16 protein-coding genes are annotated in these 14,871 nt (G+C 63.1%); 4 read left to right on the top strand and 12 right to left on the bottom strand.

Annotated features, from left to right (window positions below):
- Nucleotides 1-139: 139 nt before the first annotated feature.
- Nucleotides 140-1,060: an alpha/beta fold hydrolase gene (locus IB262_RS19995; protein WP_112976208.1), complete on the bottom strand. Its 921-nt coding sequence runs from the start codon at nt 1,058-1,060 to the stop codon at nt 140-142.
- Nucleotides 1,061-1,272: 212 nt separating this feature from the next.
- On the opposite strand from IB262_RS19995, the gene parE reads away from it, so the two are divergent.
- The gene (parE, locus tag IB262_RS19990) at nt 1,273-3,333 is read left to right on the top strand and encodes a DNA topoisomerase IV subunit B (protein ID WP_034795915.1); all 2,061 of its coding nucleotides are present in this window, start codon (nt 1,273-1,275) and stop codon (nt 3,331-3,333) included.
- 99 nt (nt 3,334-3,432) lie between these two features.
- Here the strand turns inward: parE and IB262_RS19985 are convergent, their stop codons facing one another.
- Nucleotides 3,433-3,900, bottom strand: coding sequence for a GNAT family N-acetyltransferase (locus IB262_RS19985; RefSeq protein WP_112976206.1), 468 nt, complete (start codon nt 3,898-3,900; stop codon nt 3,433-3,435).
- Between the two features lie 221 nt (nt 3,901-4,121).
- Here IB262_RS19985 and IB262_RS19980 point away from each other — a divergent pair, with 221 nt between their 5' ends.
- A complete protein-coding gene (locus tag IB262_RS19980; protein ID WP_112976205.1) occupies nt 4,122-4,535 on the top strand; it encodes a hypothetical protein in 414 nt (137 codons plus the stop codon).
- Nucleotides 4,536-4,550: 15 nt separating this feature from the next.
- Here IB262_RS19980 and IB262_RS19975 read toward each other — a convergent pair whose 3' ends face one another.
- A complete protein-coding gene (locus tag IB262_RS19975) occupies nt 4,551-5,570 on the bottom strand; it encodes an aldehyde reductase (RefSeq protein WP_192493741.1) in 1,020 nt (339 codons plus the stop codon).
- 30 nt (nt 5,571-5,600) lie between these two features.
- A complete protein-coding gene (locus tag IB262_RS19970) occupies nt 5,601-6,737 on the bottom strand; it encodes a DUF2336 domain-containing protein (protein ID WP_089044576.1) in 1,137 nt (378 codons plus the stop codon).
- A gap of 74 nt (nt 6,738-6,811) precedes the next feature.
- Between IB262_RS19970 and IB262_RS19965 the strand changes: the two genes are divergently transcribed.
- On the top strand, nt 6,812-7,510 hold the full coding sequence (locus tag IB262_RS19965; RefSeq protein WP_112976203.1) for an aldolase: 699 nt from the start codon (nt 6,812-6,814) through the stop codon (nt 7,508-7,510).
- Between the two features lie 22 nt (nt 7,511-7,532).
- On the opposite strand, the gene IB262_RS19960 is transcribed toward IB262_RS19965, so the two are convergent.
- Both IB262_RS19960 and IB262_RS19955 read right to left on the bottom strand, forming a co-directional pair.
- Nucleotides 7,533-8,135, bottom strand: coding sequence for a flavin reductase family protein (locus IB262_RS19960; protein ID WP_112976202.1), 603 nt, complete (start codon nt 8,133-8,135; stop codon nt 7,533-7,535).
- Nucleotides 8,135-8,719: a nitroreductase gene (locus IB262_RS19955; protein WP_034795936.1), complete on the bottom strand. Its 585-nt coding sequence runs from the start codon at nt 8,717-8,719 to the stop codon at nt 8,135-8,137. Before IB262_RS19955 ends, IB262_RS19960 begins: the two co-directional genes overlap by 1 nt.
- Nucleotides 8,720-8,819: 100 nt before the next feature.
- Here IB262_RS19955 and IB262_RS19950 point away from each other — a divergent pair, with 100 nt between their 5' ends.
- Complete coding sequence (locus IB262_RS19950) at nt 8,820-9,833, top strand: hypothetical protein (protein ID WP_060516851.1); 1,014 nt, start codon at nt 8,820-8,822, stop codon at nt 9,831-9,833.
- Between the two features lie 27 nt (nt 9,834-9,860).
- Here the strand turns inward: IB262_RS19950 and IB262_RS19945 are convergent, their stop codons facing one another.
- From IB262_RS19945 to IB262_RS19920, 6 genes are all read right to left on the bottom strand, one after another.
- Nucleotides 9,861-10,700 (bottom strand): lysophospholipid acyltransferase family protein, encoded by an 840-nt coding sequence (locus tag IB262_RS19945; RefSeq protein ID WP_060516850.1) that lies wholly within the window; start codon nt 10,698-10,700, stop codon nt 9,861-9,863.
- A gap of 79 nt (nt 10,701-10,779) precedes the next feature.
- Nucleotides 10,780-12,762 carry a threonine--tRNA ligase gene (gene thrS, locus IB262_RS19940; protein WP_060582497.1) on the bottom strand — a complete coding sequence of 661 codons (1,983 nt, stop codon included), beginning with the start codon at nt 12,760-12,762 and terminating at the stop codon, nt 10,780-10,782.
- A 224-nt stretch (nt 12,763-12,986) separates the two neighbouring features.
- On the bottom strand, nt 12,987-13,526 hold the full coding sequence (locus tag IB262_RS19935) for a DUF1697 domain-containing protein (protein ID WP_112976220.1): 540 nt from the start codon (nt 13,524-13,526) through the stop codon (nt 12,987-12,989).
- Between the two features lie 11 nt (nt 13,527-13,537).
- Nucleotides 13,538-13,966, bottom strand: a complete 429-nt coding sequence (locus IB262_RS19930; RefSeq protein WP_060582498.1) for a DUF2267 domain-containing protein — start codon at nt 13,964-13,966, stop codon at nt 13,538-13,540.
- Nucleotides 13,963-14,337 carry a membrane protein insertion efficiency factor YidD gene (gene yidD, locus IB262_RS19925; RefSeq protein WP_060582499.1) on the bottom strand — a complete coding sequence of 125 codons (375 nt, stop codon included), beginning with the start codon at nt 14,335-14,337 and terminating at the stop codon, nt 13,963-13,965. The genes IB262_RS19930 and yidD overlap by 4 nt, the downstream gene beginning before the upstream one ends.
- A 1-nt stretch (nt 14,338) precedes the next feature.
- Nucleotides 14,339-14,785: an iron-sulfur cluster assembly scaffold protein gene (locus IB262_RS19920; RefSeq protein ID WP_034795955.1), complete on the bottom strand. Its 447-nt coding sequence runs from the start codon at nt 14,783-14,785 to the stop codon at nt 14,339-14,341.
- Between the last annotated feature and the right edge of the window lie 86 nt (nt 14,786-14,871).

Here is a 14,871-nt window from a genome sequence, read left to right as displayed (position 1 = left end):
GGCTGGTTAACAAATCCGCAGCAGCAAGGTGACGCCTATCGCCTGTCGCGTGAACGAAGCTTCACGCACCAGGCCTTAGGCTCTTGTTTTGATGCATGTCGCTGCCGCAAAACCGCTGCACACTTTTGCGCGACATGCATTAGCGGTTGCCGATCCAGTTCAGCGCATCGCGCCAGTCGGTCATGCGCACCGGCGTTCCGTGCGAGCCGGTTTCGAAAAGCACGAAGCGCGTCGGATAGCCCTTGGCCTTGAGAGAGCGATAGAGCGCCTTCTGGCCTTCCGCGGGATAGACGCTGTCACGGCTGCCATGGCTGAAGAACATCGGCAGCTTCGCCTTGTAGGCGGCACTTTTCGTGAAGTCCGGATCACTGACGCCGCCCATGACCATCATGCCGGAGAGTGCTGCGACGGCGGAGGCGTCGCGCGCGACACCCCAGCAGATGAAGCTTCCCATCGAGGCGCAGGCGAGCACGACCGGACGGCCTCCGGAACGTTCGGACGCGTATCGAACCAGGCCCGCGATATCGGCGGCACCTGCCGTATCGAAGGACCGGACGCTCGGGGCGTAATAGACGCCGCCATTTGCGGCGGCGAGGTTCTTCAGCCGGTTGAAGTTTCCACCGAAGGAAAAGTCGTTGGCACCGAGCCGACGGTCGCCGCCGCGGCCATGGATGAAGATGACCGAGAAGCCGGCGCTGCGATCGGGGCCGACACGGGTCACGTCGAGCGCGCGGCCACCAATATCGAGCGTTTCATTGACCTGCTCGTTCTTCACGCCAAGCGACACATAGGCGCGCTTCACCCGGCGTTCCGGGATTTCGTCGCGTTCGTTGATATCCCGCAGTTCCTGGTAGTCGACCGTCAGGTCGTCACCACCATCCTCCTGGTCGAGCACCTTGGCATAGGAGAACAGATCGTCCTTGTAGGGCTTGAGCGTCTGCGCCTCTGCCGGCGAGGCGGCAATTGCCAAGGCCAGGGCGAACAGGCAGGCACGAAACGGAAAAACAACTGTGGACACGGCCAAATGACGGGCTCCCTCTTTCGCCGCAAGCCTTGCCATTGGCCGCACCGCAAAGCAACACTTGGCCCGAAACACGGCCGTTCGTGCGAAAAATCATCGGCGGCCGGCGCCAGAAATTCTCCTTTTGTTCGCGTATCCTGTGAGAGTCTGGCAGAATTCAGGTGATTCGACCGCCGGGGGATGGCGGCAGAGCCTGGGGCTTGCTATGGCCTCTGGCATTCCCGAACGACAGGAACGATCCGAACGGCCCCATGGACGACAACAGCGACCTCTTCTCAATGCCCGAGCAACCGAAGGCCGTACAGCCGAGCGCCAAGCCGGCCGTGGCTGCAGCCCCCATCGCGCGCGAAGAGCCGCGCCCTGCCCCGAAAGGCAGCGATGGCAGCGATTACGATGCGTCGGCGATCGAGGTGCTCGAGGGCCTTGAGCCGGTCCGTCGTCGCCCGGGCATGTATATCGGCGGCACCGACGAGAAGGCGCTGCACCATCTCTTTGCCGAAGTCATCGACAACTCGATGGACGAAGCGGTCGCCGGCCATGCGAACTTCATCGAGGTCCATCTCGACGCGGACGGGTTCCTGACAGTCACCGACAACGGCCGCGGCATCCCGGTCGAAAACCATCCGAAATTCCCCGGCAAGTCGACGCTCGAAGTCGTCATGACGGTGCTCCATGCCGGCGGCAAGTTCGATGGCAAGGCCTACGAGACCTCGGGCGGCCTGCACGGCGTCGGCGTTTCCGTCGTCAACGCGCTCTCCGACGCGCTCGAAGTCGAGGTCGCCCGCAATCGCAAGCTCTATCGCCAGCGCTTCTCCCGCGGCATTCCGCAGGGCGGGCTCGAGGAACTCGGCGACGTGCACAATCGCCGCGGCACGCGCGTCCGCTTCCATCCGGACCCGGATATTTTCGGACCGCATGCGCATTTCGAGCCCGGCCGGCTTTTCCGCATGGCGCGCTCGAAAGCCTATCTCTTCGGTGGCGTCGAGATCCGCTGGTCCTGCGATCCGTCATTGCTGCAGGAAGGTTCGGAGATCCCGGACAAGGCCGTCTTCCACTTCCCGGGCGGCCTGAAGGACTACCTGGCGGCGACGCTCGGCAAGGAATTCACCGTTACCCGCGAGATCTTCGCCGGCAAATCGGAGAAGGCCAACGGTCACGGTTCGCTCGAATGGGCGGTCACCTGGTATGGCGGCGACCAGCAGGTTCATTCCTACTGCAACACCATTCCGACGCCTGAGGGTGGTACACACGAGGCGGGCTTCCGCATCGCGCTGACCAAGGGACTGAAGAACTATGCCGAGCTGAAGCAGAACAAGCGTGCAGCGCTCATCACCACCGATGACGTGATGATCTCGGCCGCCGGAATGCTGTCCGTGTTCATCCGCGAACCGGAATTCGTCGGCCAGACCAAGGACAAGCTAGCGACAGTCGAAGCACAACGCATCGTCGAAAATGCGCTGCGCGATCCCTTCGACCATTACCTTACCGACAATCCGGCCGAGGCCGACAAGCTGCTCGACTGGGTGGTCGAGCGCGCCGAGGAGCGCGTGCGCCGGCGCAAGGAAAAGGAAGTCAACCGCAAGACGGCCGTGCGCAAGCTGCGCCTGCCCGGCAAGCTTGCCGACTGCTCGCAGAACACCGCTGAAGGCGCCGAACTCTTCATCGTCGAAGGGGACTCAGCAGGCGGCTCGGCGAAGCAGGCGCGCAACCGCGCCAACCAGGCGATCCTGCCCTTGCGCGGCAAGATCCTCAACGTGGCGAGCGCCGGTCGCGAAAAGCTCGGCGCCAACCAGCAGATTGCCGACCTCATCCAGGCGCTTGGCTGCGGCACCCGCAGCAAGTACCGGGAAGAGGATCTGCGCTACGAGCGCATCGTCGTCATGACCGACGCCGACGTCGACGGCGCGCATATCGCCTCGCTGCTGATCACCTTCTTCTACCAGGAGATGCCCGAACTGATCCGCGGCGGTCACCTCTATCTCGCCGTGCCGCCGCTCTATCGCATCAGCCAGGGCGCAAGGACGCTCTATGCACGGGATGACGCGCACCGCGAGGAGCTGATGCGCACCGAGTTTGCCGGTCGCGGCAAGGTCGAGATCGGCCGCTTCAAAGGTCTCGGCGAGATGCTGCCGGCGCAGCTCAAGGAAACGACGATGGATCCGAAATTCCGCACGCTGCTCAAGGTCGAGATCGACGATGTCGATTTCGAGGGCACGCGCGAAGCGGTCGACAACCTGATGGGCACGAAGGCGGATGCCCGCTTCCGCTTCATCCAGGAGCGCGCTGTCTTTGCGGACAACCTGGACATCTGAGCCGGCTTTCTGCCGGCAAGCAGGATCACAATAATCCATACAGAAACGGCGGCTCACAGGCCGCCGTTTCTGTATTCAGGGTTTGAAGGCTGCTCGAGCTTACGCAACGTGAACGGGCTTCTCCATGAAGAGGCTCAGCGGATCCGGCTGATACTCCCCGAACGGCGGGCACTCGACGTAGCCGGCCGCCTTGTAAAGGCCGATCGCTTCGGGCTGATAGATGCCTGTTTCGAGGCGGATTGCCGCCAATCCGAGTTGCGCCGCGCGCACCTCCAGCGCCTGCAGCAACAACTTGCCGACCCTCAGCCCCCTCGCCTCGGGATCGACGAACATGCGCTTGATCTCCGCCGTCCCGTCACCGGCATCGACCAGGGCGCAGCAGCCGACGGTATCGCCGTCACGCCGTGCGACGAAGAACGATACCTCCGGCTTTTCCAGGTTCGACAGATCGACCATGTGATTGCTCTCGGCGGGGTAGAGCGAGGCGGCGTAGGCGTCAGAGAGTTCCAGGAGACGCAGAACGTCAGCTTGGCGCGGCGTCTCCTGGGCTATGATTACGGCAGGCAATCGGGTCGTCCTTTTCATTCAGGCGTGGTTTTGCGCCAAGCTACCGCTGCACGTCGGCCGGACCAATACGTCAAATGGCGCAGGCTCGCATGCCTCACCATCAATCCGCCTAACAGGTTGAAACAATTTGTTCCGCGCTGCCGGCAACATCGCCCTATTTCGAGGAGAATCATGCAGGCATAGGTTGATCCACCACAACCTGCAAAGACGATGGGAATGCGATGCAAGCGGCGCTGATAGTCATGACCATTCTCGGCTGCGACCACGACGTCAGCCAATGCCAGTACATCTCGACGGTCAACGGGAGCTGGCCATCGATCGCGCAGTGCGACACGGATTCGAACGCGCAACTGCCGAAGTTTTCCAATGCGAACTATCCGGTCGTCGTTGCGGTATGCGAGAGCTCGGCGCCCAGCGTCGCCGAAATCCCCACGCCGCCACCCGGCGCCCAGCAGAACCAGGCGCTGCCCGTTCCGGCAGCGGAGCCGGAACCCGCGCAAGGGTTGCCGAAACGCACGCTGGCTTTCCTGTCGGGCGCCATCCCCGATCGGGAGAAGCTGAAGACCATCGTCACGAAGCCGGTGCGCTATGTCGAAGATGGCTATTCCTGGGTCGCGCGCCGCTTTACCGACTGACGCGCCAAGCACGCCTCAGACGAGGCCGGCCGAAATCAGGCTGTTCGCCGAGGCCACGACGGCCTCTTCGGCAGAGCGCGGCTGCCACCCGAGAACACGGCGCGCCTTTTCGTTGGAAATGCGGGAGTCATGCCCGAGTTCGCGCACGATGAAGCGCAGGCCCGCATCGAAGGAGGCGGCAAGCCCTGCCAGCCAATTGGGCAGCACGAACCTCGGAAGCCTGCCCGCATGTTCAGGGAACCTGCGCCGGAGGATGGCCGTGATATCCGCAAGGGAAAGCGCCTCTCCCGCAATCAGGAAACGCTCGCCTGCCGCTGCGGCGACGCTTAAGGCCTGCACATGCGCATCCGCCACGTCGCGGACGTCGACAACCGGCACGGCGAACTTCGGCAAAGCGGGATAGTTCCCCTTGAGCAGGTTGCGCACCACGGCGACGGATGTGCCGATCTCATGGCCAAGAACCGGCCCGAGGACCATTCCGGGATTGATGACCACAAGCTCCAGGCCGCTGTCAGCCGCATAGTCCCAGGCCGCGCGTTCGGCGAAGGTCTTGGAGCGGTAGTAGGGTGTCGCAAGCGATGACTGCGGATCGGTCCAATCGTCCTCCGTAAACGGCGCGCGCCCTGCCCCGTAGATTACCGCGGCGACCGACGACGTGAGCACGACGCGTTTGGCACCGGCCGCATGGGCTGCCCTGAGCACACGCAGCGTGCCGTCACGGGCCGGCCCGATCAGGTCATCTTCATTGGCAGGCAAGCGAGCCGGAAATGGCGAGGCGGTGTGGACGACGTAGGAAACCTCGGCAAAGGCCTCAGCCCAGCCCCGCTCCTCCAGGAGATCCGCCTCTCCAAACGTCAGACGCGCGGCATCCGTACCACCGGCCGCGCGAATGGATCGCTCGATCTCCTCGGCGCGCCCGAGCGCGCGAACCGTGCCGTGCACAGCATAACCTTCGCGCAGCAAGGCGAGCGCGACGTGCCGTCCGACAAAACCGCCGATTCCGGTCACGGCAACGGTCGCGGTCCTCGCGTTCATGGGTCCATTCCTCGCTAAAACGGGTCGCGATCAGGCGGCCTGGCGTGCGGCAAGTTCCGCGTAGTCACGGGCCGACTGGCGCTCCTCGGCAAATGCCAGGCGCTCGAGCAGATCGATCATCGCTGCGTCGGTCGGCGATGTTGCCCGTCCACGTCGCAGGCGCACGAGCAGTTCTGCCGAGACCGTCGCGTGGCCGCCGATTGAACCCGGCCCGTCCTGACGCCACAGGAGGACCGCTGTCGCAAACGTCTCGCTGACGTCGCGGCCGAGCCCGGCGCTTTCGAACAGGGCACGGATCGAGTGGACGCGCCCACCGGACAGGATGGAGCGCACGCGTTTTTCGTTGACGCCGGAGAGGTCGACGATTGCGGCCGAGAAAAACTCTGCACGGCCGGTCACGAGCGCATGCAGCAGGAAGGCGGGCGTCAGGCGGCCGGTCTCGCGCAGATGCGTGACGAGGTCCGGCAGCTCCTCGACGGCTGTCGTTCCAACCATGCCGACGGCAGCGATATCGCAGGCTTCACGGGTGACCCGCTGCACGCGACCTTCTCCAATCGTCACCTGTACGAGGCCGAAGGCGGCAAGTGCTGCACCGACTTCTTCGACAAGCGCGTGGCGGGCGGCACTCGGCAGGTCGTCGCGCGCAAGAAGCAGGTCACGAACCGAAGCCGAATGGCCAAGACGCTCGGCAATGCGCTTCAGCGAACGGCGCGACAGAAGAGCGCCGGGGTTTTCCAGCAGGATCAGCATTTCGTCTTCGTCGCCGATTTCGGCGATCGCAGCGGCGACCCCGCGCGAAACGAAACTGCGCGCCGCGATCAGCGCGCGGGTCTCCAGCGTTCCCCGAGCCGCGAGGTCGACCAGGTCGTCGTCGGTCAGGACGGGAGAATGCGAAACGACGAGATAGGCAATTTCAGGCTGGTCCCCGGCAAGACCAAGAATGATGGCGCGCGGCACGGACGAGCAATTGCAAAGGACTTCGGCCAAGGCAAGGCGCACTTTCGGCGATGGATCGTCCAGCAGAAAGGTCATCGCCATCTCGGCGGCGCGACGATCGAGGCCATTCAGTTGCGCCTCGACATAGGCGCGGCCGAGCGCGCTGGCGGCGCGAATGCGTTCGCCTGTTCTCGCCGTTTCCACCCAGCGAAGAAATGCTTGTATGATCACCTACGCCCCACTAGACCACGCCAATGCCACCGATGTTCTGAGCCTAGCGAGCAAAGGTTTAAGATTGGTTCACCATGTCTGTTAACCGCCTCCAAACCATAAGGCCGCTGCTGTTTGCGGACGCCGACGCGCTTAGCCTGGACGTGAGCGTTCTCAACACATTGGCTGGGCTGATCCTGACTGCCGGCTGCGGCCACGAAACGCGTCTTGGCCTCGCCCGGATGGAAGGACGAGATCTCGCGCTGCTCGCCTGCGTGGAACCGGTCGGGCTGCTCCATGAAGACGACGTACACCGGCTGCTTGATGGCGGCATCGATGGTGTCGTGCTTACCGGATGCCGCGGCCGCGCGGACATACAGAAGCTCGACGTGATGCTGCGGGTTGCCGAGGCGAAGATTGGCCTTCCAACTGATCGCACCCGTATTTACGCCGAATACGGCGCATCGCCAGAAGGCCTGCTGTCGCCGCACACGCTGGCGGGATGTTCGCAACGACTGGAGGGGTTGATCTTCAACGGCCCGGCGCTGGCAAAGGCAGTCGGCTGCAAGGAGCCGGCGAGTGCCGCGCATCAGGGCGTGGCCGCGCCCGTGCTCGCGGGTCGCGCCAATGTGGTGCTAAGGGCCCACGAGGCCGGCATCCGCGCCTATGAGGTGCTGCCGCCCACCGCCGATGCGGCAGCCACACGCTGGGCGCTTTCACAAAGCAGGAACGACGGATTCGCTTCGGTCGTCTGCCGCTCGCCCGAGCAAGCAGTCATCGCCGGCAGCCTATGACGCCGAGCCGGCGCGGTAACCGTCAGCGCGTCGGGCGGGTCATCTGGAAGACGTCGCCGCCGTCGCAATAGTCCATGTAGCCGAGGCGGGCGAGCGGCTTGACCGTCGCCATGTCGAAACGGCCATCGCGGATCGCGCCTTCGCGAATGTGGATGCCGACGACCTGGCCGATGACGACATAGTTGTCGGACAATGCACCATCCAGATCCTTTGGCTGGAACATCTCGGTCATCCGGCATTCGAGCGCGGCATAGGCTTCACCGACGAACGGCGCCCCAACCAGCGCGCCGTCGACCGGCGTCAATCCGGCGATCTCGAATTCGCTCTCGCCATGCGGCGCCGGGATCGACGTCTTGTTGATGGCGGCCGCCAGGTCACGGCTGGCGAAGCTCGCCGTGAACTCGCCGGTTGCCTCGATGTTGCGAACCGAATCCTTATAGCCGCTCGATGAAAACATCACGAGCTTCGGCCGGTCGCTGATGGCATTGAAGAAGGAATAGGGCGCGAGGTTCAGCGCGCCCTCGGCCGACCGCGTGCCAATCCAACCGATCGGCCGCGGCGAAACAATCGCCTTGAAAGGATCATGCGGCAGACCGTGACTGTTCGAGGTCGTATCGTAAAACATCAGGCTTCCTCGCCAACCCAGGTGACGATCTCGGCCAGCTCCGGCCGCGGCCGCTCCGTCGGTGGCACCATGGCGGTACCGATATGGATGAAGCCAGCAATTTTCTCGCCCGGCTTCACGCCCAGCAGCGGATAGGCGCGCTCGTCGAAAGCATACCACTCGGTCAGCCAGTTGGATGCGTAACCGAGGGCGTTGGCGGCCATCAGCAGGTTGAGGCAGACGGCACCAGCGGACATGACCTGTTCCCATTCCGGGATCTTGAAATGCGGCGCGGCGGTGCTGACGACGGCGACGACCACAGGCGCACGCGACAGGCGGGTTTCCTCCACCTTGATCATCTCTTCCGACAGATCCGGCTTCAGCTCAAGCGCCATTGCCTTCAGCTTGGCGCTGATGCGTACCCTCTCCTCGCCGCGATAGACGATGAAGCGCCAGGGCGCGAGTTTGCCGTGGTCCGGCACGCGCGAAGCAAGCTTCAGCATTTCCTCGACCTCGGCCTTGCCGGGACCGGGACCTCCCATCTGGAAAGCGGGGATGGAGCGACGGGACGTCAGGTAGTCGACGAGCTTAATTTCGGTTTTCATGTCAGATGAATTCCACTAATTTGCCGCCCCACAGGCAGCCACGAAAATGCCATACCGGCGTCCCAAGTGGAGTCACTCAGTCAGGAAGTCAACTGTTCTCATGCGTGCACTCTCTCGTATTTTCCTTCAGACCGGTCTTGCGATCCTTGTCGCCGGCACCGCTACGGGAAATGTGTTCGCAGAGGATGCGACCCAGGCGTTTGAAAGTTTCCCCTCGATCGCCGGCCCGCGCAAGATGCCGAAGCTGACGGGCTTCAGCCCGATGACATCGGATCCGCTGGCGGACGGCACGCTGAAGGATATCAAGCTCGAGGCGCTGCTGACCGAAAAAGGCGGACCGGTCGAAGCTGGGCTCACCTGGCGTGTGTTCAGCCCGATCCCCGGAAGCGACGGCAAGCTGCCGCTTCTCGCAACGTCGGAAGGCGGCTCGACAGCGTTCAATCTGGTACCGGGCGAATATTTCGTCAATGTCTCCTTCGGACGCGCCTCGGCCACGCGCAAGGTCCGCGTGCCGGAGCAAGGCGCGCTCGACAAGCAGGTGCTGGTGCTCGATGCCGGCGGCATGAAGCTCAATGCGGTCTCCGGCAGCGACGTGCGCATCCCACCGGCCGAACTCAGCTTCGACGTCTATTCCGCCGACACCAAGAGCGACGGCGAACGGGCGCTCATTGTCGAGGACGTCAAGCCGAACACGGTGGTCCGGCTGGGTGCCGGAACCTATCACGTGACCTCCAGCTATGGCGGCACGACCAACGCCTCGACCGCGGCAGACATCCAGGTCGAAGCGGGCAAGCTGACCGAAGCAACCATGCAGCACCGCGCCGCCAAGCTCACGCTCAAGCTGGTTTCGGAACCGGGCGGCGAAGCCATCGCCAACACCGCCTGGACGATCCTCACCTCCGCCGGCGACACGGTGAGCGAAGCCAATGGCGCCTTCCCGACGCAGGTCCTGCTCGAAGGCAGCTATTCCGCCGTGGCGCGCTACAAGGACAAGATCTACGAGCGCGACTTCACCGTGAAGGCCGGCGTCAACATGGACGTGGAAGTGCTGCTCAGCAGCGGCGGCAACAATGCGAACACCAATGCGAGCGTTGTGTCGGAAGCACAGGACTGAGCTTCGACGTGACGAGTTGACCTTACGTCAGCCTGCCCGTCGCATGAACCGCCGACGCGGCGGCGCCATGGAAAAGACCGCTTCATAGATGCGCGCCAAAAGGTCCTTGCGATCGCCACAGGCACCGAGATCCTCGGGCGTGAGAACGCCGCCGATGCGCGCCGCGATCGTCGTTCCCGACAGACGCCGGAATTCGCGGATCAAGAGCGACAGTCTCAGCGTCAGTGAAATCTTGCTCGCCAGATGGAAGAACGGGCCGTTCTGCCCTTCGAAGTAGATCGGGATCACGCTCGCCCGCGCCGCCTGAATGAGCTTTGCCGGAAAGATCTTCCACGGCAGGTCCTCGGCCCGGCCGAAACCCTTCGGCGCGGTCGCCACGCCGCCGGCGGGGAAGATGACGATGGTCACGCCTTCCTTGAGCAGTCGCAGCGCCTCATGGCGCGTCGCCATGTTGACCGCTAGCGCCTCCTTCGTCTCTTCGAACGATACCGGCAGCGAGTAAGGCGCCATTTCCGGCACCTTCAGCAGTTCGTTGTTGATGAGGACGCGGAAGGGACGGCCGAGCTGTTCGGCAAGCGCCAGCACGGCGATGCCGTCGCCGATGCCGAAAGGATGATTGGCGATGATGACGATCGGCGTATCGGGCAGGTTCCGCGGCGGCCACTCGCCTTTTGTCTGCAGCGTCACATCGATGAGCTGCAACATCTCCCCGAAGACGCGCTCGCTCTTGCCGACGATGTCGGACCGCCAGCGCGTATAAAGCTTGGCATAGCGGTTGCGGCCCGACAGGCCTTCCATGGAGCGAATGAACCAGCGCTTCAGGCGCCGGTCGTTCTCATTGGCGTAGGACAGCTCTTTGAACTGCACGGAAATCTCCGATGGATACGATCTTATCCGGATATTCCGCTAATATGACAGTTTGCTGACAAAGCAAATGCTCGGGGTCTCAACCCCGAGCTTTCTTTTCTGCCTTGCGCTTGAGATCCGGCGCCATGGCTTCGAGCGCAAGCGATGCAATCGCCTCGTCGAGCGACATGGCGGTCTGGGCCTGCGAGCCCAGACGGCGGATGTTGACCGAGCGCTCTTCGGCTTCGCGCTTGCCGCAGACCACGATGACCGGAACCTTCGTGACCGAATGTTCGCGGACCTTGTAGTTGATCTTCTCGTTGCGGAAGTCGGTCTCTACAGTCAGCCCTGCATCACGCAGGAGTTCGGCAACCTCGCGACCGTAGTCGTCGGCTTCCGAAGTGATCGTCGCGACAACGACCTGCAGCGGCGAAACCCAGAGCGGCATGTGGCCGGCGAAGTTCTCGATCAGGATGCCGAGGAAGCGTTCCATCGAGCCGCAGATCGCGCGGTGGATCATCACCGGCTGGCGCTTTTCGGATTCCTTGTCGATGTAGAAGGCACCGAAACGCTCCGGCAGGTTGAAGTCGACCTGGGTCGTGCCGCACTGCCATTCGCGACCGATCGCGTCCTTCAGGGTGTACTCGAACTTCGGACCGTAGAAGGCGCCCTCGCCCGGCAGAATGCCGGTCTTGATTCGGCCTTCCGACTGCGCCTCGATCGTCTTCAAGACGTCCGTCATCACGCTTTCAGCGCGATCCCAGAGCTCATCGGAACCGACGCGTTTGTCCGGACGGGTGGAGAGCTTGACCACGACTTCCTTGAAGCCGAAGTCCTCGTAGACCGAGAGGATGAGGTCGTTGATGCGCAGGCATTCTTCCGCCATCTGCTCGTCAGTGCAGAAGACATGCGCGTCGTCCTGGGTGAAGCCGCGCACGCGCATCAGCCCGTGCAGGGCGCCCGACGGCTCGTAGCGATGAACGTTGCCGAACTCGGCGAGGCGCACCGGCAGTTCGCGATAGGACTTCAGGCCATGCTTGAAGATCTGGATATGGCCCGGGCAGTTCATCGGCTTCAGCGCAAAGATGCGCTCGTCGTCGGTCTCGTCACCGGCAACGGTCACCTTGAACATGTTGTCCCGGTACCAGCCCCAGTGACCCGAGGTTTCCCAGAGCGACTTGTCGAGCACCTGCGGCGCGTTGACTTCCTGATAGGTGTTGGCGAGCCGGCGACGCATATAGGCAACCAGCGTCTGGAACATGCGCCAGCCCTTGCCATGCCAGAAGACGACGCCCGGGCCTTCTTCCTGGAAATGGAACAGGTCCATTTCGCGGCCGAGGCGACGGTGGTCGCGCTTTTCGGCTTCAGCGAGCACGTGCAGGTACTGGTCGAGCTCTTCCTGGGTGTGCCAGGCGGTGCCGTAAATGCGGGTCAGCATCGCGTTGTTGCTGTCGCCGCGCCAATAGGCGCCGGCCACCTTCATCAGCTTGAAGGCGGTGCCGATCTGGCCGGTCGAGGCCATGTGCGGGCCGCGGCAAAGATCGAACCAGTCGCCCTGATAGTAGATCTTGAGATCCTGCCCTTCGGGGATCGCGTCGACGAGTTCGACCTTGTAGGCCTCGCCCTTGTCGGCAAAAACCTGGCGGGCCTTATCGCGCGACCAGACTTCCTTAGTGAAAGGCTTGTTGCGGGCGATGATCTCCTTCATCCGCTTTTCAATGAGCGGCAGGTCGTCGGGCGTGAAGGGCTCGTTGCGGGCAAAGTCGTAATAGAAGCCGTTGTCGATGACCGGGCCGATGGTCACCTGCGTTCCCGGCCACAGTTCCTGAACGGCCTCCGCCATCACGTGCGCGGCATCGTGGCGGATCAGTTCGAGCGAGCGCTTGTCGTCACGAACGACGATTTCGAGGCGACCATTGGTCACCGGATCGGACAGATCGCGCAGCTCGTCGTCGAGCGCGATCGCAACCGCCTTCTTGGCGAGCGACTTCGAAATCGATTCTGCCACGTCGCGGCCGGTCGTGCCGAAGGGATATTCGCGCACCGAGCCATCAGGAAATGTGAGGGAAACAGGATTCGACATAGTGATCTCCTATCCAGTCCCGCCAACGAATGCGGGTGGTATGGTTGACCGGCAAGGCCGGTGAATTGACGATACAGCGTCGCATCCGTCAGACGCGCAGAGATCGCTGTAGTGCTTTGGATTGCTGCGTGTTTTTCCCCGAGCCGGAGGACGACCCGCGGAAACACGCCGTAGCCTGATAAAGGGTTTTCGAAAGTGAGTAAAGGCAAAGGCTGCGGCGGACGCTAGCTGCGCAGCATCTCGCAAAGCCCCTTCACGGTGTTCCAGTTGCGGAACGTCCCGATGCCCAGCCGCTTGGTGGTCATGGCGCCGAGCAGCTTCGATTCGCTCGCCTTGCCCGGGAAATGCACCCAGAGATCGCCATCGACGATCGCCAGTCGCTCGCCGGCGGTGCAGTAGCGCCGAAGCCCTTCGAGCGCCGCTTCCGTCAAAGGTTCGCGCATCACCCGGACATGAACCTGCGTCGCGTCCGCCTCGCCCTCCTCATGGAAGGGATTGGCTGCGGCAAGCGTCTGCCAATCGGCGCCCGACCGGACAAGAATGTCGACGTGCCGGCCAAACGTCTCGGCAAAGGCCTTTTCAAGCGGCATTTCGAGGTCCCGAGTGGACGTTTGTCCGGTCTGAAACACCAGATTGCCCGTTGCGACCAACGTCCGCGGCGCTTGATAGCCGAGCCCTTCCGCCATCTTCTTGAGGTCAGCCATGACGACCCGGCGGCCAGGCCCGAGAACGATGCTGTAAAGCAAGGCGACGTAGCTGTTCATCATTCCCCTTGTCAGGCGCGCCAGAAATCCGCTGCGCCCGCCGGCAGCCGGGCGAGCACCCGGTCGAGTTTCGCCTCGTCGATGTTGCGACGCAAGGCGCCAGCGACGTCTGCAATGGCGCTGTCCGGGGAAATATTGTGATCCGGGCGCAGCGCCTGTACCTCGCGGGTCATGGCGATGCGACCCGAAAACGGGAGCCGCGGCTCTTCAAGGTCCCACTCGGCAACGAAGATCGCCCGGATGACAGGCGGCAGGATGTCGGCAAACAAAATGGCATCCTCGATATCGAGCCGGCGCCGAAACGTCTGCAGTACCGCCTGGACCATCGTATAGGCCTGGTTCGTCGTCTGCAGCCCTGCCACGTCGCGGGCATCGAGAAGGAAGCGCTCGAAGTCTAAGGAAGCCTGACGATACTCCATCGGCATGGGCATGGCGGTCATCCAATCTTCGGCCGCGGCCGCCAAAAGCGCCACGGCGCATACCATACGAGGCGCGGTTCAAGCCGCTCCGGCACCGGATCGAAACCATGCGTTCCGCCCGGCCCGCAGCGCGCCACGCGAAACAGCGTCATCCAGCCTCCGGCCCAGAAGCCATGGCGCGCAATCGCCTCATAGCCATATTCCGAACAGGTCGGCAGGTGTCGGCACGAATTGCCGATAAAGCTCGAAAGCGTGAGCTGATAGGCGCGGATGAGCGCCATGCCTAAGAGCCGCCCGGGGGTCTTGCGAAAGGGGCCCGACCAGTTTCGGCCACGGACCGCTGGCGCTGCCTTGTCGTGCGCAGCGTGCCGGCAATTCGGTTCCCCGCACATCTCAGACGGCCGCGAGCAGTCGCCTGGCCTCGATCTGCTCGATGGCATCGACGACCGCATCGAAGGTTAGCATGGTCGATGCGTGGCGCGCCTTGTAGTCCTTCACCGGACGCAGGAAGCGCATATCCTCGAAACGGCCCGAAGGCCCCTCACCGTCCGCCTTCAACATAGCCAGCATGTCCTCGCGCGCCTGGCGGATCTCCTCAGCCCCGGCGCCGACGACATGGCGCGCCATGATCGAGGACGACGCCTGGCCGAGCGCGCAGGCTTTGACGTCATGGGCAAAATCGGTGACGACGTCGCCATCCATCTTCAGCCAGATATGCACCTTGGAGCCGCACAGCTTGGAATGCGCCGTCGCGTCCGCATCGGCATCGCCGAGCGTCCCGATACGGGGAATGTTGCCGGCGAATTCGAGAATTCGGCTGTTGTAGATGTCATCCATCATTTGACGCGATCCGACTGATTTTTCGCGGTTTTGAGTGATCGACGCATGATTTTCTCCGGTAGACGGGAAAAAAGCACGACGCGACA

The organism is Ensifer sp. ENS02, assembly GCF_014851885.1.
GTDB lineage: Bacteria > Pseudomonadota > Alphaproteobacteria > Rhizobiales > Rhizobiaceae > Ensifer > Ensifer adhaerens.
Note: the sequence above shows the minus strand (reverse complement) of the source record. Positions and strands in the feature narration are given on the sequence as shown.